At 64.9% G+C, this 18,348-nt stretch carries 13 protein-coding genes; 3 read left to right on the top strand and 10 right to left on the bottom strand.

Annotated elements, in window-relative coordinates; translation table 11 throughout:
• Positions 1 to 162 precede the first annotated feature (162 nt).
• From CLM73_RS13855 to CLM73_RS13875, 5 genes are all read right to left on the bottom strand, one after another.
• Complete coding sequence (locus CLM73_RS13855) at positions 163 to 642, bottom strand: DUF1348 family protein (RefSeq protein ID WP_105238916.1); 480 nt, start codon at positions 640 to 642, stop codon at positions 163 to 165.
• Between the two features lie 52 nt (positions 643 to 694).
• Positions 695 to 1,273 (bottom strand): TetR/AcrR family transcriptional regulator, encoded by a 579-nt coding sequence (locus tag CLM73_RS13860; RefSeq protein ID WP_105238917.1) that lies wholly within the window; start codon positions 1,271 to 1,273, stop codon positions 695 to 697.
• A gap of 62 nt (positions 1,274 to 1,335) precedes the next feature.
• Complete coding sequence (locus CLM73_RS13865) at positions 1,336 to 3,807, bottom strand: TonB-dependent siderophore receptor (RefSeq protein ID WP_158685859.1); 2,472 nt, start codon at positions 3,805 to 3,807, stop codon at positions 1,336 to 1,338.
• A gap of 139 nt (positions 3,808 to 3,946) precedes the next feature.
• The gene (locus tag CLM73_RS13870; protein WP_105238919.1) at positions 3,947 to 4,942 is read right to left on the bottom strand and encodes a FecR domain-containing protein; all 996 of its coding nucleotides are present in this window, start codon (positions 4,940 to 4,942) and stop codon (positions 3,947 to 3,949) included.
• Between the two features lie 22 nt (positions 4,943 to 4,964).
• Entirely contained in the window at positions 4,965 to 5,462 is a 498-nt protein-coding gene (locus CLM73_RS13875; protein ID WP_105238920.1) for a sigma-70 family RNA polymerase sigma factor, read from the bottom strand.
• Between the two features lie 297 nt (positions 5,463 to 5,759).
• Here CLM73_RS13875 and CLM73_RS29145 point away from each other — a divergent pair, with 297 nt between their 5' ends.
• Positions 5,760 to 5,915: a hypothetical protein gene (locus CLM73_RS29145; RefSeq protein WP_175121543.1), complete on the top strand. Its 156-nt coding sequence runs from the start codon at positions 5,760 to 5,762 to the stop codon at positions 5,913 to 5,915.
• Positions 5,916 to 5,946: 31 nt separating this feature from the next.
• Here CLM73_RS29145 and CLM73_RS13880 read toward each other — a convergent pair whose 3' ends face one another.
• From CLM73_RS13880 to CLM73_RS13890, 3 genes are all read right to left on the bottom strand, one after another.
• Positions 5,947 to 7,701: a sensor domain-containing diguanylate cyclase gene (locus CLM73_RS13880; RefSeq protein WP_105238921.1), complete on the bottom strand. Its 1,755-nt coding sequence runs from the start codon at positions 7,699 to 7,701 to the stop codon at positions 5,947 to 5,949.
• Positions 7,702 to 7,897: 196 nt separating this feature from the next.
• A complete protein-coding gene (locus CLM73_RS13885; protein WP_105238922.1) occupies positions 7,898 to 9,448 on the bottom strand; it encodes a sensor domain-containing diguanylate cyclase in 1,551 nt (516 codons plus the stop codon).
• A gap of 111 nt (positions 9,449 to 9,559) precedes the next feature.
• Positions 9,560 to 10,678 (bottom strand): site-specific integrase, encoded by a 1,119-nt coding sequence (locus CLM73_RS13890; protein WP_105238923.1) that lies wholly within the window; start codon positions 10,676 to 10,678, stop codon positions 9,560 to 9,562.
• Between the two features lie 212 nt (positions 10,679 to 10,890).
• On the opposite strand from CLM73_RS13890, the gene poxB reads away from it, so the two are divergent.
• The gene (gene poxB / locus CLM73_RS13895; RefSeq protein WP_105238924.1) at positions 10,891 to 12,618 is read left to right on the top strand and encodes a ubiquinone-dependent pyruvate dehydrogenase; all 1,728 of its coding nucleotides are present in this window, start codon (positions 10,891 to 10,893) and stop codon (positions 12,616 to 12,618) included.
• A gap of 341 nt (positions 12,619 to 12,959) precedes the next feature.
• The gene (locus CLM73_RS13900; protein WP_105238925.1) at positions 12,960 to 14,012 is read left to right on the top strand and encodes a DNA-binding protein; all 1,053 of its coding nucleotides are present in this window, start codon (positions 12,960 to 12,962) and stop codon (positions 14,010 to 14,012) included.
• Between the two features lie 50 nt (positions 14,013 to 14,062).
• On the opposite strand, the gene CLM73_RS13905 is transcribed toward CLM73_RS13900, so the two are convergent.
• Positions 14,063 to 14,872, bottom strand: coding sequence for a response regulator transcription factor (locus CLM73_RS13905; RefSeq protein ID WP_234015870.1), 810 nt, complete (start codon positions 14,870 to 14,872; stop codon positions 14,063 to 14,065).
• 197 nt (positions 14,873 to 15,069) lie between these two features.
• A complete protein-coding gene (locus tag CLM73_RS13910) occupies positions 15,070 to 18,339 on the bottom strand; it encodes a hybrid sensor histidine kinase/response regulator (protein ID WP_105238927.1) in 3,270 nt (1,089 codons plus the stop codon).
• Positions 18,340 to 18,348 lie beyond the last annotated feature (9 nt).

The raw sequence follows: 18,348 nt of genomic DNA on the forward strand, positions 1-18,348 counted from the left end.
AGTCTAAAAATCCAAACTTCCGTTCACCTTTCAAGGTTCGCGAAAGTTGCGCGCGGGTGTGCGTATGGCAACAAAACCGGGGGAAATCCCTAGGCTGTTTTCAAACGAAATGCGGGGGTTGCGCGCATGCGGATCACATGCGCGCATGGGCAAGGATGGGCACTACAGGCCCAGTTCCGACAGCCCCGGATGATCGTCGGGACGCCGTCCCAGCGGCCAGTGGTACTTGCGGTCCGCTTCCTTGATCGGCATGTCGTTGATGCACGCGTAGCGGTTGATCATCAGGCCGTCTTCGCCAAACTCCCAGTTCTCGTTGCCATACGAACGGAACCAGTTGCCCGAGTCGTCATGCCATTCGTAGGCATAGCGCACCGCGATGCGGTTGCCGTTGTAGGCCCACAGCTCCTTGATCAGGCGGTACTCCAGCTCGCGCGCCCATTTGCGCGCCAGGAACGCGCGCGCTTCTTCGCGGTTCGTGGCGAACTCGGCGCGGTTGCGCCAGTGCGTGTCCAGGCTGTAGGCCAGCGAAACCTTGTCGGGATCGCGGCTGTTCCAGCCGTCTTCGGCCAGGCGGACCTTCTGGATGGCGCTCTCGCGCGTGAAGGGAGGAAGGGGCGGGCGGACTTCGGAGGTTGTCGTCATGGCAAGGGCCTCAAGGACGGGGGGTGGAAAAAAGCAAGAGGAGGACGTGGACTCAGTGGGCCGCGTCAATCAGCGCCTGGGCGGCGCGTTCGGCGCTGTCGGTGATCGACGCATCGCCCGTGACCATGGCCACGGCAATCGCGCCGTCAATGAGTACCAACAGTTGGCGCGCGCGCTCATCGGCGTTCGGCAGGCCGGCGGCCTGCACCAGCGACTGCACGTGGGCAAGCAGGCGTTCCTTGTGGCGCCGGGCAACCGCGCGGATCGGGCTATCGGCGTCGCCGATTTCGCCGGCGGCGTTGATGAACGCGCAACCGCGAAAGCCGTCCGACGCGAACCATTCGCGCAGCGCATCGAAGATCGACAAGAGGCGGGCACGCGGCGACACTGCGCGGGTCGTGGCGTCGATGAACCACTGCATCCAGCGCTCGTCGCGGGCCGTCAGCGCCGCGGCCACCAGCGCTTCCTTCGTGCCGTAGTGGTTGTAGATGGTTTTGCGCGATACGCCGGAGGTCTTGACGATCAGGTCCATGCCGGTGGCATTGATGCCGCCGCCATAGATCAGATGTTCGGTGGCGCGCAGCAGCTTTTCCTGCACGTCGGAAGGGGAGGTAAGGGTGGAATCGGACATATGGAGAATGATCGTTCTATCTGCAATGGGCAGATGGTAGAACGATCATTCTCCGAAGTCAATCACCAGTTGTAGCGCAGCGTCGCCAGCACCACGCGGCCCGGACCGTAGAAGCACAAGTTGACGTTGTTGCACGAGGCGACGTAGGCCTTGTCGAAGAGGTTCGACGCGTTCAGGCTCAGCGTCGCGCCCTTCATCGCCGGGCTTGCGCGGCCCAGGTCATAGCGGATCGCGGCGTCGGCCAATGTCACCGACGGCACCTTCACGGCGTTGTCCAGGTCGCTGTAGGTGGTGCCCAGATAGCGCGCGCCCGCGCCGAATCCCAGTCCGGCCAGTGGTCCCGTGTCGATGGTGTAATCCACCCACAGCGACGCCATGTGCGCGGGCACGCCGGCAAATGGCACCTTGCCGATCTGTTCCGGGTAGTTGCTGGAAACCGTCGTGATGTCCGTGTACGTGTAGGACCCGACGATGTCCAGGTTGCGGGCCAGCGATGCCTTGCCTTGCAGCTCGAAGCCTTCCGAGCGCACCTTGCCGGTTTGCACCTGCGAATTCGCGTGTTCGGGGTCGCGCGTCAGCACGTTGCGCTGTTCGATCTGGAACACGGACGCCGTGATGAAGCTGTCGAACCCCTTGGGCTGGAACTTTACGCCCGCCTCGTACTGTTCGCCCTTGGTCGGACGGAAGGGCGTGCCGGCGAAGGTGGTGCCCGCCTGCGGCCGGAATGACGTGGCGTAGCTGACATACGGCGCCAGCCCCGTGTCCGACAGGTACACCATGCCGATGCGGCCGGTGAACGCGTTGTCATTCTGCTGCGTCCGCGTACCAGTCAGATTGTTGCGCGTGCTCGCCTCGGACCAGTCCATCCGGCCGCCCGCCGTCACAACGAGCTTGTCCATGATCTTGACCTGATCCTGCGCGTACAGGCCAAGCTGGCGCATGCGCTGGAACGTGTCGTTGTAGATGGGCGGCGCGTCGATCTGATAGCCGTAGACCGGGTTGAACGGATTGATCGGCGGCACGCCATCCATGCCGAATCCCAGCTGGGTGTCGAAGCTCGACTGCTGGTAGTCCAGCCCCAGCAGCACGGTGTGCGCGAATGCGCCCGTGCGGCCCTGGTACTGAAGCTGCGTGTCCACCGCAAGCGTGCGCGCCTTCTCGTCCGAGCTGAAGGCGTAGCGTTGCAGGGACTGGTAATCCGGCTCGCCATCGGGCAAGGTGCCCCAGCCCAGTTCCGAGATCAGCGCGCGGTAATGCGTGCGGTTCTGGTTGTAGCGGGCGTTCTGGCGCACCGTCCAGCTATCGTTGAACTTGTGCTCGAGCAGGTAGCCCAGCATCGCCTGGTCCTTGTCGTAGCGGTCAAAATCCGGCTCGCCCGAGAAGAAGCTACGCGAGATCCGGCCGTACGGCGTGGGCGTCAAGGTGCCCACGGATGGCAGCCACTGGTCGGTGGAGCCCGCGCGGATGCGCTGGAAGTTCGTCAGCACGGTGAAGTGCGTGGCGGCGCTGGGCTGCCACGTGAACGACGGCGCGATGAACGCGCGCTTGTCGCGCACCGTGTCCACCTCGGTATCGGCGTTGCGGCCCTGGCCGGTCAGGCGGTACAGCCATTGACCGTCTTCGGTCACCGGGCCGCTGAAGTCAAAGCCAAACTGCGCGCGGCCCGGATCGCCCGTCGTGAACTCCACTTCGTGCAGCGGGGTCTCGGTAGGCCGCTTGCTCACCTGATTCACGATCCCGCCCGGCTGGTTCTGGCCGTAGAGCAGCGATGCCGGCCCGCGCAGCACTTCCACGCGCTCCAGCGCATACGGATTCACGTCGTACGAGCCGTAATAGCGGGTCGCAAGCGCCAGGCCGTCCAGATAGATGCCCTGGTTGGACGCGGCCACGCTGAAGCCCCGCACCGTGATGTTCTGATGGCGCAGGTCGTCCGCCAGTTCGGCGCGCACGCCGGCCTCGTAGCGCAGCGCCTGCTCGGTCTTCTGAATGGCCTGCCACGTCATCTGGTCGCGGGTCACCACGGAAATCGACTGGGGCGTTTCAATCAACGGCGTATCGGTCTTGGTGCCCGTCATGCTGTACCCCGCAACAAATCCATCCACGGGGCCCCACGCGCGGCTCGACAACGGATTGGCCGCCACCTCGATCGGCGCCAGTGTGGAAACCGGCACCTGCGCCGCCGGCCGCAGCGCGAAGCTGCCGTTTGCCAGACGCTGAGCAGCCAGGCCCGTGCCGGACAGCAACGCGGCAAGCGCCTCGGCGGGCCGGTAGGCGCCATTGACGCCCGGGCTTTGCCTGCCTTCGACATCGGCAGCCGAATAGGACAGCATCAGGCCGGAATCGCGGCCGAATTGCAGCAGCGCGCCGGCGAGCGGTCCGGCGGGTATGCGGAAGTTGGCGGTGGCGCTCTGCGCTTGCGCCGCGCCCGGAAACGCCAGGACGGCGGGCAGGGCGCTTGCGATGCCCAGCGCCAGGACCAGGGCGCGCAGGGCCGGCCGCGGTTGGCGCGGGCTCTTGAAGGCGGGAAGACTCATTGGGATCTCGATGTCGTTGGGAGTGAACACAGGGACTTCAGCTCCTATGCCACGCGAGATCGGAAAACCCATCACGGAATCTGAAAATAATTTGCGGGGTTGGGAGAGGGGGGAAAGCGCCGACCCGCTCGGGCCAGCTTCAAGCCGCCGACCCGCGCGGGCCGACTGACACCCAATAGCGCGTCATCGACCGCATCGATACGGGCAGCGTCAGCGCCAGCGTTTCCAGCACCTTGCCGGTATCGCCCAACGGATACACGCCGGATACGCGCAGGTCCGCCACCGCGGGATCGCAGCGGATCACCCCGGGGCGGTATCGCGATAGTTGCGCCAGGAAGGCGTCAAGCCGCATGTCGTGTGCCGCCAGCACGCCATCGGTCCAGCTCAGATCGCCCGCGCGCGCCGGCTCAGGCGTCTGAACCTCGAACGCGGTGAACGCGGCCTGCGTACCGGCCAGCAGCTCGCGTCGGTTCACGGTCGCATTGGCCGGCGTCACGATCAGCGGCCCCGTCACGGCATGGACGAGGCTGCGCGCCGCCTCCAGCCGCAGCGCAAGCCGCGAGCCGGGCGTTTCGACCTCGCCGTGGCGGGTCTGCACGATAAACGGCGATGCCGCCGCGTCGCGGGCTCGCACCGCGTCCACCAGAATCTCGCCGCGCGTCAGGCGAATGCGCCGCCCATCGCCGGCGCCGATATCGATCGCGCTATCCGTGTTGAGCAGCACGGTGGAACCGTCGGGCAGCGTAAGCCGCCGCTGCTCGCCCACGCGCGTGCTGGCGTCGGCCAGCAGCGGCTGCCAGGGTTCGGTGCGCACGGCCCACCACGAGGCGCCCGCACCGGCCGCCAGCAGCGCGGCGGACTTCATGAAACGGCGGCGGCCGGTGGCTGCCGGCCGCGCCAGCGTCGCATGCGCCAACACGGAAGGCAGTTCCGCCACGTCGCCCGCGCAATGCTGCAGATGACGCCACGCGCGGGCATGTTCAGGGTCGGCCGCGATCCATGCGGTCCACGCGTGCTGCAGTTCGGGCTTGACCACATCGGCGCGCAGCCGCACGAACCAGTCGACGGCTTGCCGCGCCACCGCGTCGGCAATCGGCGCCGCGGGCGCAAAACGCGAGGGATCGGAAATGCTCACGTCGTGGTCTCCGGATGCCGCGTCAGAAAAAACACTGCAACAAGGCGCGGGCGACGTAGCGCTGCACCGTCGGCAGGGAGACGCCGAGCGTTGCGGCGATTTCGGACTGCTTCATCCCGTCTACCTGCGCCAGCAGGAACGCTTGCCTGACCGGCGCGGGCAGACCGCTCAGCCGCCGATCGATCTCGACCAGCGTTTCCAACACGATGGCGCGAGCTTCGGGCGAGGGCGCGTACGTCTCGGGCAGATCTGCCAGCGTGCGCAAATACGCCTGCTCGATGTCGCGGCGCCGGTAGAAATTGGCCAGGATGCCGCCGGCCACCGTCGACAGAAATGCGCGCGGCTCGCGGACGTCGGCGCGCGCATTTCCAAGAACACGCAGGAAGGTATCGTGGGCCAGATCGGCCGCATCCGCCGCGCTGCCCAGCCGCTTGCGCAACCACCCCAGCAGCCATCCGTGATGGTTGGCGTACATCGTGGTGATCGAATCCGCGGATCGTGGAGGAGGGGATTCGATCATGGTTGGCCCGGCGCGATGGGTATGGTCGAGAATGAGAATGGATAGCGATTATAGGGGCGGCGTTTGCCGATTGGCACGCACCCAGTACTCCTGCTTGCTATTTCTGTCAACTCCGTGCTAAAATCTTTTATCTATCGGCAAAAGCAACACTATAAAAACAACACTAAATTGCCGATAACTCTTCCCGGCGCCGCCTGCCTTCTGAATGCTCCCCCGCATCCGCGGCATTCATGGCCCGCCAGAATCTGTGCATGGTGCTCGGCGGGGGAAGCCATGTGCCTGTCCAGGAGCATGCTTATGACTCATCAATTGACTGCCAAGAAGGGAAGCTTCGAGATCCCCCCGCTGAATTGGAAAGCGCCCGAATCCAACAAGCAGTCCGACCGTCACGACGCGCCCTCCCGCAGCGCCGAGACCTCCAAGCAGGCCGACGTTTCACGCGTCAAGTCGTAATCCGGCAAGCCTCCGGGCCGTCAAGCCGGTTTCACCCCAGGGTGCGTTGCTGGACCTGATTGCGCCCATTCAACTTCGCCAGATACAAGAGTTCGTCAGCGGCCCGGAAAAGGCCGCTGGCGGATTCCGCATGGCTCCACGAAATACACGCCACCCCAAAACTGGCCGTCAGGCCGAACGTGACGCCGGTCTCTGACGTGACCATGCTCGCGCCAATGCACGCGCGCATCCGTTCCGCCATCTCCACCGCCTGCTGCGCGCCACGCGTGCGGCACAGCACCGCAAATTCCTCCCCGCCCACGCGCGCGACCACGTCCGACTGACGCCAGGTGGTGCGGCACAGATCGGCCACGGCCTTGAGCGCCAGGTCGCCGCTGGCATGCCCATGCGTGTCGTTGATGGTTTTGAAGTGGTCGATATCGAACAGAATGAAGGCCAGCATCGGCTGGCTTTCGTCCCAATGCGCGCGCGCCGCCTCAAACCGCTTTTCAAACGCGCGCCGGTTCAACAGCCCTGTCAGGTAGTCCGTCTCGGCGGTGTGCGCCAGATCCGCGATCAGCTTGTCGCGCTCCGCTTCCAGGCGCTTGCGCGCCGCGGCGTTTTCCTTGAGCACGCGTAGCGCATTGAACACCTCTTCGACTTCGCCGTGGTACTTGCCGGGAGGGATTTTCGCGGGCGTGGACCCGTTGGCGACCGATCCGATGATGCGCGTGGCCAGTGCAAAGGGCTGGATCACGCGCTTGCGGAATTGCACCAGCGCCGCTGCCAGCGCGGCCACCAGCAGCGTGGTCGCCGCCAGCGTCACGGCGAGCAACCGGGCCGCCGACACGCGATGCGCGTCGATGTGGCGTTCCATCTCGTCCAGCAGTACGTCGCGAAATTCCGTGATGGCGCCCATCAGCGGCACATACGCCGCGGCCAGCTCGCCGGTCGTCACCGATGCCTCGTCCCACTGCCGAGACACCTGCTCGCGCACCCGCTCCAGGTAGGCAAGGCCTTCCCCGAAGTAGCGCTGCTCCATCCGCGCATACACCTCGGACGCCCGCACATCCGGATGCGTTGCCATCCGCGCCCTGATCAACGCGTGCAACGCGTCGATCCTGCCGAGCACCCGTTCGATGCGGAACTGTTCTTCGGCGGTCAGCTTCCGCTGCCGGCTCAGCGCGGGCGTGTAGGTCGAGCCCAGCAGGCCGGCCTGTTCGCGCAGTTCGCTCGCCAGCAGTGCCAGCGTCAACAGGCTGGGCGCATTGGCTTCGCTGCGCATGACCAGGCCCGCGTTGGCGGCCAGGCTCGCCTGCCATTGGGGAATGATGCGCACCATGGCGCTGACGCCGTCCCATAGCATCTGCCCGGATAGCTGATCGCGCGGGGTGGCGATCAGCCGGTCAACATCCTGGCGCGCGTCAGTCAGCGCTTGGCGTATGCGTTGAATTTCGCTGCGCTTGGCCATGCCGTCCGCGCCGGGATGCAGCGCAATCAGTGCTTCGATCAGGCTGTCCGTCTTGCCACGCGCGGTGGCCAGGGATGTCATTACGGCTTGTGGCGCCGGTAGGGCAGACCCCAGCGCGGCGTTCATGGGACCGCGCTCGGCCGAGGAATGCTCCAGGACGCGGATCGTCGTCCGCACCGAGCCAAACGCTTGCCGTGCGTCCGACGCCGCGCCGTACGACTGCCAATTCTGATAGAGCAGAATGCTGGCCAACACCGACACCAGCAACAGCACGCCTACAGCCAGCGCGATGAAATGACGTTCCAGCGATTTTGGCGCGACGGCAGGGCGCAACATCTCGGCGTGCAGGTCCAGGCGAAGTCGAAGCTGCGCAGGATACTGTAAATGCCCCTAGCCAAAACGTTGTTTTGGCAGATTCCGGCCTATTTCAATTTATGTTGGCAAGAGTATTTCGCTGCAATGCGGTTGATTGCGCTTTTCTGCGAAAACTTGCAAGGGGCGTCGTGTCATGCCCTGGTCCGGAAACGCGGATTCACGCCTCGTGCATCACCACGCGGTTACGCCCTTGCTGCTTCGCGACATAAAGCGCGGCATCGGCCGCCCGGAACGTTTCGTCCACGTCCGGCCCGGTCGATGGCCATTGGGCCACGCCAGCAGACACCGTCACGTGGTTGGCGCCGTGCAACGGCCGCTGCGCGATGTGCGCCCGCAGCCGTTCGGCGACATTCACCGCCTCCGGCGCAGCCACGCCGGGCAACAGGATCAGGAATTCCTCGCCGCCATTGCGGCACAGCACGTCCGACGGCCGCGAACATTCGCGCATGATCTGCGCCATGTCGCGGATCACCTCGTCGCCCACGGTGTGGCCGTAGGTATCGTTGATCCGCTTGAAATGGTCGATATCCAGCGCCACCACCGAAAACGGCGTGCTGCCGGCCTGCATCTGATCCACCGCATCCTGCGTGCCGCGGCGGTTGCGCAGGCCAGTCAGCGGATCCGTGATGCTGGCCAGGTTCAGCTTGCCGATCTTGTCCTGCAGGCTCGTGAAGCTGGCCATCACGGCGCGCTTGAGCCGTTCGGCTTCGAAATACCAAGCTTTCACGGACTGGACCCGCTGCATCGCCACGGCCACGTCCTGATGTTCCACATTGGTGGCCAGTTGCGACAGCGGCAGCGAAATCATCCGGGCGCACCACCAGATGGCCAGCAGGAAGGCCACTGCCAGCGGCGCGGCATAGCCCAGCAACGCCCAGATCAGGTCGTGGATCGGTTCAAGCGTGATCTGCGCGGGGCGCTGCGCGACCACGCCCCAGCCGCTGATGGGCACCGGCGCGTATCCGGCCAGCATGTCCACGCCCTTGGTGTTGATGACGCGCATCGCCCCGGTATTGCCCTTGATCACCGATGTGACCACCGGATTCGTCAATACCGTTTCACCGACGCGCGTGGCATCCGTGTGATAGAGAAGCTGCCCGTCGCCGTCCACCACATACAGATACGATCCGTCGTGGTAGTGATGCTTGCCCAGCAGTTCATTCAATGCGCTCTCATTGCGCAGATAGATCGTGCCCCCGAGGTACCCCATGTAGGCGCCGTCGTTCGAAAAGATCGGGTGCGTGACGTTGATCAGCAGATTGCCCGCGATCGACACGTACGGCTTGCTGATCATGGGCTGGCGTTTGCTCAGGGCGGCGCGGCTGCCCGGACTGTCGACCTGTGCGCCCAGAAAGCTGCGGAAGGACGCCGTGGTCGCCAGGATGGTGCCGTCCGCGCCCACCACGCCCACCGAGTTGAAGCTGTCCGTCTGTTGCTGCACGCGCATCACTTCAGCGGCCAGCCGATCCGGCGATTCCATCAGGTCCGGGATATGCCGCGCGCTATATCCCAATTGCTGCTGCGCCGATCGCAGAAAACTGGAGGCGCCTTCCGCCAGTTTCGTGGCGTAGACACGGTTGGATTCGAGCGTGTTCTCGATCAATTGCTCCCGCTGCACGCGATAGCTTGCATACAGGGCATTGGCCGTGGCGGTGATGGCGCTGAAGACGGTAAGCGCAAGCACAAGCCCGCGAAGATTGATTTGCATGGGATCGAAACGGGCAGGGGACGAGCCGGCGCCCGGTCGCTCATCCTGGATCCGAAGGGAATCGGTCGGGATAAAGGCCGGAGCGCGGTGATTGTAAGGTCACTGCAAGCATTACGGCAGGTTGCGCGGATCCTGTAGGGCTGGCTCCTGCGGGTCGTCCAGCAGGCGCGCGGCGGGCGACTGCGCGGCCGCGCCGGCGCGAAAATACCCCATCACCGTCGCCACGCTGGCATGGCCGGTCATTGCCATCGTGTCGCCCAGCGGCACGTTGCGCCGCCCGGCTTCCGTGACGAATCCAGAACGCAGACTGTGCGCCGAGTACGCGCCGTCCAGCCCCGCCAGCCGGCTGCGTTCCAGCACGATGTCGCGCACGGCTGCGGCGGCCAGCGGTTCGCCCACGACATCGCCGCGCCTGACCCGCCGGAAGATCGGCCCTTGCAGGATCCCGCTTGCCGCCAGCCAGTCCGCCAGCGCCTCTGCAGCCCTGCCCAGGATCGGCTTCTGGTCCTGCGCCCGGACCGCGCCCGTCTGGTTGGTCTTCGAATGCGCCATCGTATAGAGATAGCCATCGCCCGTGCGCCGGGTGTTTTCCACCGTGGCACGTACCACCTCCGACCGGCGCCGGCCGCCGCTGGCCCAGGCAAACAGGAGCAGCGCCCGGTCGCGCTTGCCGCGCAACGTGTCGTCGCAGGTGTCCAGCATGGCCTCCAGCGGTTCGCGCGTCAGCGCCTCCTTGCGGGCGGGCGCCACGCCGCGGCGGGCATAGGCCCGGCGGGTCTTGGACACCAGCTCCCGCACGGCGGCGGTGCGGCAGGGATTCGGGTGCCCCAACAACTCATGCGCCTTCGACAGCACCGATAGACGCTGCAGCAGCGTGTTCAGGCTGGGCGCGCCCAGCCGGCCCTTCGCCTTCAGCCGCACCAGCTCGCGGTCCAGCGCCAGCGGCAACTCCCATTCCAATCCCGTCCCTGAAGACCGCTGCGCGTGGTCCACCACAAACTGAATGACCGCTGCCTCGGACAAGGGCAACGCGAAGGCGCGGCCATACCGCAACCCAAACCAGGCTGACCAGTACCGGATCGCCGCGCGGTAACTAGCTGCCGTGTTGGCGGAACTGCCTTCGCGCAGCAGATCGCGCACCGCCGCGTCCGCGTGGTTGTCGAGCATGTCCGGATCCAGCCGCGTCATCGCGGCTGTCAGCGCCGGCGCCGTGCCAGGCAAATCATTCATGTTTCCGCGCCCACGGCAGATGGCCGTCCTTTTGGTAATCAAACGATCAAATAATCCCGCCATGTTAGCTGGTAGGCATGGCGCTGCCGACATCCAGCCCTTGGAATTGGCCCGGGGCGCGGTGCTACGATTTCCGCACGCAATTCAACTTCCGGCGCTTGGGCCAACCCTAGCGGTACGTGTCCCGGCGGCGTTCCTTCAAGGAGCATTCCATGGCCGCAACCGTCGCAGATTATCTTGTCAACGTGCTTGCCGAAGTGGGGGTCCGCCGCATCTGGGGCGTGACGGGCGACAGTCTCAATGGACTGAACGACAGCCTGCGGAGGAAGGGCCAGATCGAGTGGATGCACACCCGCCACGAAGAGACCGCCGCTTTCGCCGCCGGCGCCGAGGCCGCGATCACCGGCACGCTGGCGGTATGCGCCGGCAGTTGCGGCCCCGGCAATCTGCACCTGATCAATGGCCTGTTCGACTGCCAACGCAGCCGCGTCCCGGTGCTGGCCATTGCCGCCCACATTCCGTCGTCTGAAATTGGGCTGGGGTACTTCCAGGAAACCCACCCCCAGGACCTGTTCAAGGAATGCTCCGAATTCGTTGAACTCGTCTCCAATCCCGCGCAACTTCCTGGGATACTGGCCCGCGCCATCAACACGGCGGTCGGCAGGCAAGGGGTGGCGGTCCTGGTGATACCCGGCGACGTGGCGCTCTCGGCCGCGCCGTCAGATGCGCCGGCGTCGTGGCCGTTGCCGCCCGCGCGCCCGCACATCCGCCCGGACGCAGCAGCAGTGCAGGAACTGGTCCAGCTGCTGTCCGGAGCAGGGAAGGTGTCGATACTGGCCGGCAGCGGCTGCGCCGGCAGCCACGACGCGGTCGTCGCGCTGGCCCAGCGGCTCAAGGCCCCCGTCATCCATGCGCTGCGCGGCAAGGAGCATGTCGAGTGGAGCAACCCCTACGATGTCGGCATGACCGGCTTCATCGGCTTTTCGTCCGGCTACCACGCCATGGAGAACGCCGATCTCCTGCTGATGCTGGGCACGGACTTTCCGTATCGCCCGTTCTATCCCAAGCGCGCAAAGATCGTCCAGGTCGATCGCGACCCGAGCGCTCTCGGCCGACGCGCACCACTGACGTTGGGCATTGCCGCGGACGTCGGCGAGACCATCGCCGCGTTGCTGGAGCAGCTTGACGAGCGCCAGGACAGCGCCTTCCTCGACGCCGCGCTCCGGCATTACCGGGAATCCCGCAAGGAACTCGACAACCTGGCCGCACCGGCGCCCGCCGGCCGTCCGCTGCATCCGCAGTACCTGGCCCGCCGCATCAACGAACTGGCCAATGACGACGCCATCTTCGCGGCGGATGTCGGCTCGCCAACCGTGTGGGCGGCCCGATACCTCACCATGAACGGCAAGCGCCGTTTGCTGGGCTCCTTCAATCACGGCTCGATGGCCAACGCGATGCTCCAGGCGATCGGCGCGCAGGCAGCGGCGCCGGGGCGGCAGGTGATCTCCATGTCCGGCGACGGCGGATTCACGATGATGATGGGAGATTTTCTGTCCCTGTCCCAGCTGCAGCTTCCCGTAAAGATCATCGTCTTCAACAACGGCTCGCTCGGCTTTGTCTCCATGGAAATGAAGGCCGCGGGGTTCCTGGATACGGGCACGGACCTGTCAAACCCCAACTTTGCCGCCATGGCCGACGCGGTCGGGGTCCGAGGCATCCGAGTCGAATCGTCGGAATTTCTGGACGCCGCCCTGCAAGAAGCGCTGGCCCATCCCGGCCCGGTGCTGGTCGACGTGCTGACCTCGGCGCAAGAGCTGATCGTCCCGCCCAAGATCAAGCTCGAACAGGCCAAGGGATTCGGCCTCTACATGCTGAAGGCCATCATGAACGGCAGGGGCGACGAGGTGATTGAGTTGGCCAGGACGAATCTGGGACGGTGAGGGGCGCGCGCTAGCGGGCGCTTTTGACGTGGTAAGTCAGAGCAGCGCAGCGGTCTTTGATCGCGGCTTTATCACGTCTGCCGAGCTTGCTTCGGGAAGCGCTTCGGGACGTGATTCCGAGCGCTCCTTCCCGGTTCCCAGGTTTTGCCGAGCGAGGCGTAGCCCAGCGCGTCCTTTCTCCGGTCGCTCCGCCCGCCAAGGCCCTGGCCGGGCGCTTTCCATCCGAAAATGTAGTTAATCATACATATGTTGTATGATATACAACGCATGCGCTTCATAGGTCGCGATAAGGTTCCATTATCGTGACTAATTCACCGCGTTAACCCGACCCAAACAACATCATGGCCACTGGAATCACCGAATCAGACGTCTGGACCGCCGCGGACGCGCTTTTGCTGGAAGGCGCACGGCCCACCATCGAGCGCGTCCGGCAGAAGATCGGCCGAGGCTCCCCCAATACGGTCAGTCCGCACCTGGAAACCTGGTTCCGCGCGCTCGGCGCCCGCATCCAGGATCCGCGCGCCTTCGCCGCGCCGCCCGCCGTGCCCGATCCGATCGCGCAGGCGGCTACGCATTTCTGGGAGGCGGCGCTGGCCGCGGCGCGCGCTGAACAGTCCCAGGCCTATCAGGAACGCTGGGAGGAACTTGCCAGCGAAGGGGAACGGTTCGCAGCGCAGGCCGAGCAGCTGGAACAGCGCGAAGCGCAACTGCTTGAGCGCGAGCGGGACCTGCAGGAAGCCCTGAAGGTCGCCACCGCCCAACTGGCCACCACGGAGGCCCGCCTGCAGGCAGCAGAAGCGCAGTTGCGCCAGCGAGATAAGGCGCTGGCCGCCTCACAGGACAGCCTGGAGGATGCCCGCGGCGCCAACAAGGCGCTGCTGGCCGACGCCGAACAGGATCGCGACCGCCACGCGCAGGCAATTGCCGCTTTGGAAGCCCGCCACGCCGCCCACGAGCGGCGATGGCTCAACGAACTGGATGCAGAGCGCGGCGCCGTAAAGCGTCTGCAAACGCGCCTGGATACGTCCCAGGCTGCCGCCCAGCAGCAGGCGGATCAACTGCGCGACGCGCTCGCCGCCGCGCAAGAGCAACATCGCGCGTCGGAACAGCAGGCGGCAGCCTTGCAGGCGCAAGCACTGGCAGACCAGCGCCAGCAGCAGACCGAAGCCGTCGCCGCCGCCAATGCGCTTCAAGCCAGCCAGGCGCGCGAATCCGACATGGCGCGACGCCTGGCCGCCGCATCCGAGCAGGTAAACGACCTGTTGGCGCAATTGAAGTCGCGGGACGCCCAGTTCAGCGACCTGGCCAATCGCCTGCTGGCAATTCAGGAAACGCCTCGGCCGGCGCCGTCGCCGCACCAACAGGACACATCAGAGGGCGCGCGTTCCGAGTAACCTTTTAGCCACCACGCCGCTGCGCAGTAGGCTGCTCTCTTTCCAGACCCTCAGGAAAAACCTTGCTCATCCGCGTACCGGAGCAGTTCGGCATTGGTCTCGATATTCAGCTTGCGCATGGCCGACTGTTTTTGCGTGCCGATGGTTGCCACCGACCGGTGAAGGCGCCGCGCGATCTCGGTGACGGAAAGGCCCTGCGCAAACATCCGGACGACCTCAAGCTCCTTGGGCGACAAACCCTTGCCCTTGCCGGCGCGCCCCATCGTCACATCGTTCTGGCTGAGCCGCTGGTTGATGGTGTTCGACAGGATCGGCCCGTTTTCGCTCAGCGCGCGGACGCAGATGGACACCAGTTCATCGATCGGTTCTTCCTTGCTGACGATGCCCGCCACGCCAACCTGGCGCAACTGGTTCAGGATGCCGCTGTTGGACAGCATAGTGAAGACCACGATGGGAATTTCCGGAAACAGGCGTTGCAACCGCTCAATCAGGCGCAAGCCGTCTTCGTCAGCGGACCGGGCGGCCATTGAAAAGTCGGTGACGATGAGATGGCAGGGATGATCCTGCACGGCGGTGACGAGCTCAAGGCCCGAACGTGCCGTGGCGACCACCGTGAAGCCGGGCACTTCGTTCAGGGAATCCGCAAGCGCGAGGGAGATGATGGGATGGTCGTCGGCGACGATGATCCGCACATCCTGGTCGGACGAAAGCTTCATCATGGTGCCGCCATCGTGTTGATGATCGAATGAGCCTGGTGTACCCGGGTGCCCGGACTGCGACACGGCGCGGGGAAGCCGTTCCATGGTTGGCCCCGCCAGGCTGAGAGCGCCACGATTTTCGGTACTTCCGTCGGTGACCATTTTATGTTCAAACTCCACTGAAAAGGCGAGGAGAAGCGGTTGGGCTGCAGGCAGAGAAATGCGCCAAACGGGCTGCCAGGGCTATTGAGAAAGCCGCAGAATCTACCGCCGGAAGCACACCTGATACATAGACAAGCTTCGAAAGCCCGTCGCCGTCATCCCAACAAGCGGACTAATTGAAGGCTAAATTTTGTGGGCTAGATCTTCGCCAGCGTGTCGCGCAGCAGTCTCACAACCGCGTGGCCTTCCGCCTGGGCCGCTGAGTCCAGTCCGGCGCTGCGCAACTGGTCTTCCAACGCCTCCAGGCGCTCGGTGATGGCTGTCATCTGCATGACGCTCAACGCCCCGCGCATCCGATGCAGCGTGCGGCCAAGCAGGCGCTGGTCGTTTACCTCCAAAGCCCGGACCATCTGCGCGATGTCCGTTTCCATCGTGCTGACGAACAGTGCGCGGTATTTTTCTGGCACGGCCGGCGCGGAATCGGGTTGTCGCGATGCCCGCGGCTGCGCTACGGCTTCGGCAATGTCGGCTGATTGCGTGCCGGTTCCCTGCAGATGCCGGCGCAACGTGGAAAGACTGATCGGCTTGACCAGCCACGACGTCATGCCCGCGGCCAGGCAACGCTCTTCTTCTTCGCGCATGGCATTGGCGGTGAGACCGATGACGGGAATGGTGGCGCCCTGGGCCCGCAACGCTTTGACGAGTTCATAGCCGTTCATGCGGGGCATGTTCACGTCGGTCAGAACCACGTCGTAACGCGTAAGCCCCCACAGCATCAGCGCTTCCGAGCCGTCAGACGCCATGGTGACCTCGCACCCGAGTTGTTCAAGCTGGTGCTGCAAAGTCGCTTGATTGATCGGGTTGTCTTCGGCTACCAGGATCGACAGGCCCAGCGGGGCAAGGGCGCCGATGTCAGTTTCCGGGGTCAATGCTTGTTCTCCGCGAACCGCGGCCAGGATGCCGGCGGCAATGTGGTCGAGGCTGTCTATGACGCGTACGGTGCGCGCGGTGGGTGGCTTGGCGCTTGCGCTGGCCAGCACATGGCGGCCGGGCCAGTCGTGCAGGTTGCCGTTGCCGGCGTACAGGGCGTCCACCAGAATGTCGTCCGGCGTGCCCGCAGGTAGGGGAGTGGGTGCCGGAGCTGCCTTGGCGCCCCAGCGCTTGAGCCATTGGCAGATGTTGTCGGACAGTTCGTGATGCGGGCTTCGGACATACACGTTCAGGCCGCTCAAGTCGGGCGGGCAGACTGGCTGACCGGCTGCCACTTGCAGCGGCAGGTCCAGCGAGAAACTGCTACCCAGCCCGAGTTCGCTGGTGACACTGATGCTGGTGCCCATCAGTCCGGCCAGCCTCGCACAGATGGATAGGCCGATGCCCGCGCCGCGTACCGTATGCGAGCCGCTGTCGATCTGATAGAAGGGCACAAATAGCTGCGTCTGTGCTTCCTTGGGGATGCCAATGCCCGTGTCTACCACTTGTAGCCTCAGATGCGTCTGGTCGGGCAGCACTTGCGCCACCGTCAGCCGAACGATCACATGTCCGGAATCGCTGAACTTGATGGCATTGCTGAGCAGGTTGCTGAGGATCTGGCGGATGCGCACGGCGTCGCCCGTCATCCATTCCGGCACGGCGACGTCCAGGCAGCAAAAGAGCAGCAGCCCCTTTTGTTCGGCCATCGCCGCGTAGGCGTTGGTGCATTCTTCGACCAGTTCGCGCGGATTGAAGTCCGAAAACTCCAGCGCGAGCTGCCCGGCTTCGATCTTTGTGATGTCCAGAACGTCGCTGATGAGCTGCAGCAGGATTGCCGACGAGCTTTGCATGCGCTCCAGGTGCTGGCGCTGTTCCGCGTCCAGCGTGGTGAGGCTCATCAGTTGCAACGTGCCCAGCACCCCATAGAGCGGCGTCCGGATCTCGTGGCTCATTGTGGCCAGGAAGGTGGACTTGGCTTCGCTGGCCTTGTCTGCTTCGCGCTTGGCGTCTGTCAGCGCCTGCTCGATCACGGCGCGGGCGCTGATGTCGGAAAAAGCACACAGCACGACGTCCTGGTGGTTGTAGCGGGTGGGCGCATAAGCCACGTACAACGGACGTCCATCCGTGGCCTGAAAGCTTGCAATCGTGCCTGGGCCGGCCGCCCCAAGCACCTGCCGCAGGAACAGGTTCGTCTGCGGCGAATTGTCCAGTTCCCGGCCGGCCTCGGCGCCCAGCCATTGCAGCGCCAGGCTGTTGCCAAACACGACTTCGCCGCCGGGCCGCGCCAGCACGCACAGCGCCACGGGCGCGGTCTCGATCAACGTGCGGCTGAATTCTTCCTTTTCGATGATGTCGCGTTGCGCGTTCGACGCCGGGGCAATGACGTGGCGGCTATACCAGCGCGAGGACACGATGCCGGTACCAAGACTGAGCAACAGCAGCAGGCCGGCGATGGCCGGCAGCCAGAGATTGTCCTGGAAGAAAGCGCCATAACTGACGCGATAGGTGCCGGTCCACACGCCCGACGGGTCGGTGATGCGCAGCACGATGCCTTCTGCCGTGTATTCAAGGCCGTCCTTGGACCCGGATGGGCCGGGAGGCTCGCCCAGCAGCAGTCCTTCGCTGCGGTGGGTCAGCCAGAATCCGCCATGCAGCGGCTTGCGCAGCGTCTTTTCAAAGATGTTGATCCGCTGGTGATTGAATTGCGTGGTCGCGTAAACGGCGGACGTTCCGTCCTGTCCCGTGGACCAGACCGACTGCGGCATGTCGGCGTAAATAAGGCCCAGCATGCTGCCGGCAAGCGCCTCCGACCGGAACCAATGCACGCGCACGGATCCCGGCGTTTCGCGATTTCCGGGAAGATCCTGCTCGATGAGACGTTCGCGCACCGTCTGCAGACGGCGCAATTCCGTTCTGACAGCGTCCGTGACGGCCAGGAAGGCTGCGGGGTTCAGGCGCTCATATCCCGACACGGCGCCCACGGCCGGCACGCTCATGCTGATGCTGTCCGCCTGGTTTACCAGAAAGATCGTGGAGGCGGGGTAGTACGACGCCGCCCAGAAGCTTGAGTAGAAGTCGGCCACGAATCCGCCCAGGTTTGCCAGCCGGCGTCCGGCGGTAGGGCAGTCTGACGCCTGCTCGCACGCCAGCGAGAACGCCATCTCGGCATAGGTGTGCTGGCCTTCGAAGAGCTGCATGCCGAAGCGCTCGGGCACGTCGGCCGCATGCAGGTTGATCGTCGTGGTCAGGCTTTCGGCGGGGAGCGACGCGCTGTGGGCCCGAAGCGTACCCAGGAATTGCTCCTGCGCCTGGATGTAGCCGACCAGGATGGAGAAGTCGAGCTTCAGGCGATCGCGCTCCTGATCGACGATACGGTTCAGCCCCCAATAAAGCGCACCGATCAGGACCAGCGCAAAGGGCAGGATGCCGAAAAGGGCAAAATTCAGCCAGCGCGATGTGCGGGTGATCCGGGCAAACGGAGTATCGGGCTTTCGCATGGCCGGCTC

Source organism: Achromobacter spanius (genome assembly GCF_002966795.1).
Taxonomy (GTDB): Bacteria; Pseudomonadota; Gammaproteobacteria; order Burkholderiales; family Burkholderiaceae_B; genus Achromobacter; species Achromobacter spanius_D.

What these genes read in the sequence shown, in the direction of transcription:
- CLM73_RS13910 (WP_105238927.1), bottom strand. Translation starts at nt 18,339, where the DNA reads ATGCGAAAGCCCGATACTCCGTTTGCCCGGATCACCCGCACATCGCGC.
- CLM73_RS13875 (WP_105238920.1), bottom strand. Translation starts at nt 5,462, where the DNA reads ATGATCGAATCCCCTCCTCCACGATCCGCGGATTCGATCACCACGATG.
- CLM73_RS13865 (WP_158685859.1), bottom strand. Translation starts at nt 3,807, where the DNA reads ATGAGTCTTCCCGCCTTCAAGAGCCCGCGCCAACCGCGGCCGGCCCTG.
- CLM73_RS13905 (WP_234015870.1), bottom strand. Translation starts at nt 14,872, where the DNA reads ATGGTCACCGACGGAAGTACCGAAAATCGTGGCGCTCTCAGCCTGGCG.
- CLM73_RS13855 (WP_105238916.1), bottom strand. Translation starts at nt 642, where the DNA reads ATGACGACAACCTCCGAAGTCCGCCCGCCCCTTCCTCCCTTCACGCGC.
- CLM73_RS13880 (WP_105238921.1), bottom strand. Translation starts at nt 7,701, where the DNA reads ATGTTGCGCCCTGCCGTCGCGCCAAAATCGCTGGAACGTCATTTCATC.
- poxB (WP_105238924.1), top strand. Translation starts at nt 10,891, where the DNA reads ATGGCCGCAACCGTCGCAGATTATCTTGTCAACGTGCTTGCCGAAGTG.
- CLM73_RS13890 (WP_105238923.1), bottom strand. Translation starts at nt 10,678, where the DNA reads ATGAATGATTTGCCTGGCACGGCGCCGGCGCTGACAGCCGCGATGACG.
- CLM73_RS29145 (WP_175121543.1), top strand. Translation starts at nt 5,760, where the DNA reads ATGACTCATCAATTGACTGCCAAGAAGGGAAGCTTCGAGATCCCCCCG.
- CLM73_RS13885 (WP_105238922.1), bottom strand. Translation starts at nt 9,448, where the DNA reads ATGCAAATCAATCTTCGCGGGCTTGTGCTTGCGCTTACCGTCTTCAGC.
- CLM73_RS13860 (WP_105238917.1), bottom strand. Translation starts at nt 1,273, where the DNA reads ATGTCCGATTCCACCCTTACCTCCCCTTCCGACGTGCAGGAAAAGCTG.
- CLM73_RS13900 (WP_105238925.1), top strand. Translation starts at nt 12,960, where the DNA reads ATGGCCACTGGAATCACCGAATCAGACGTCTGGACCGCCGCGGACGCG.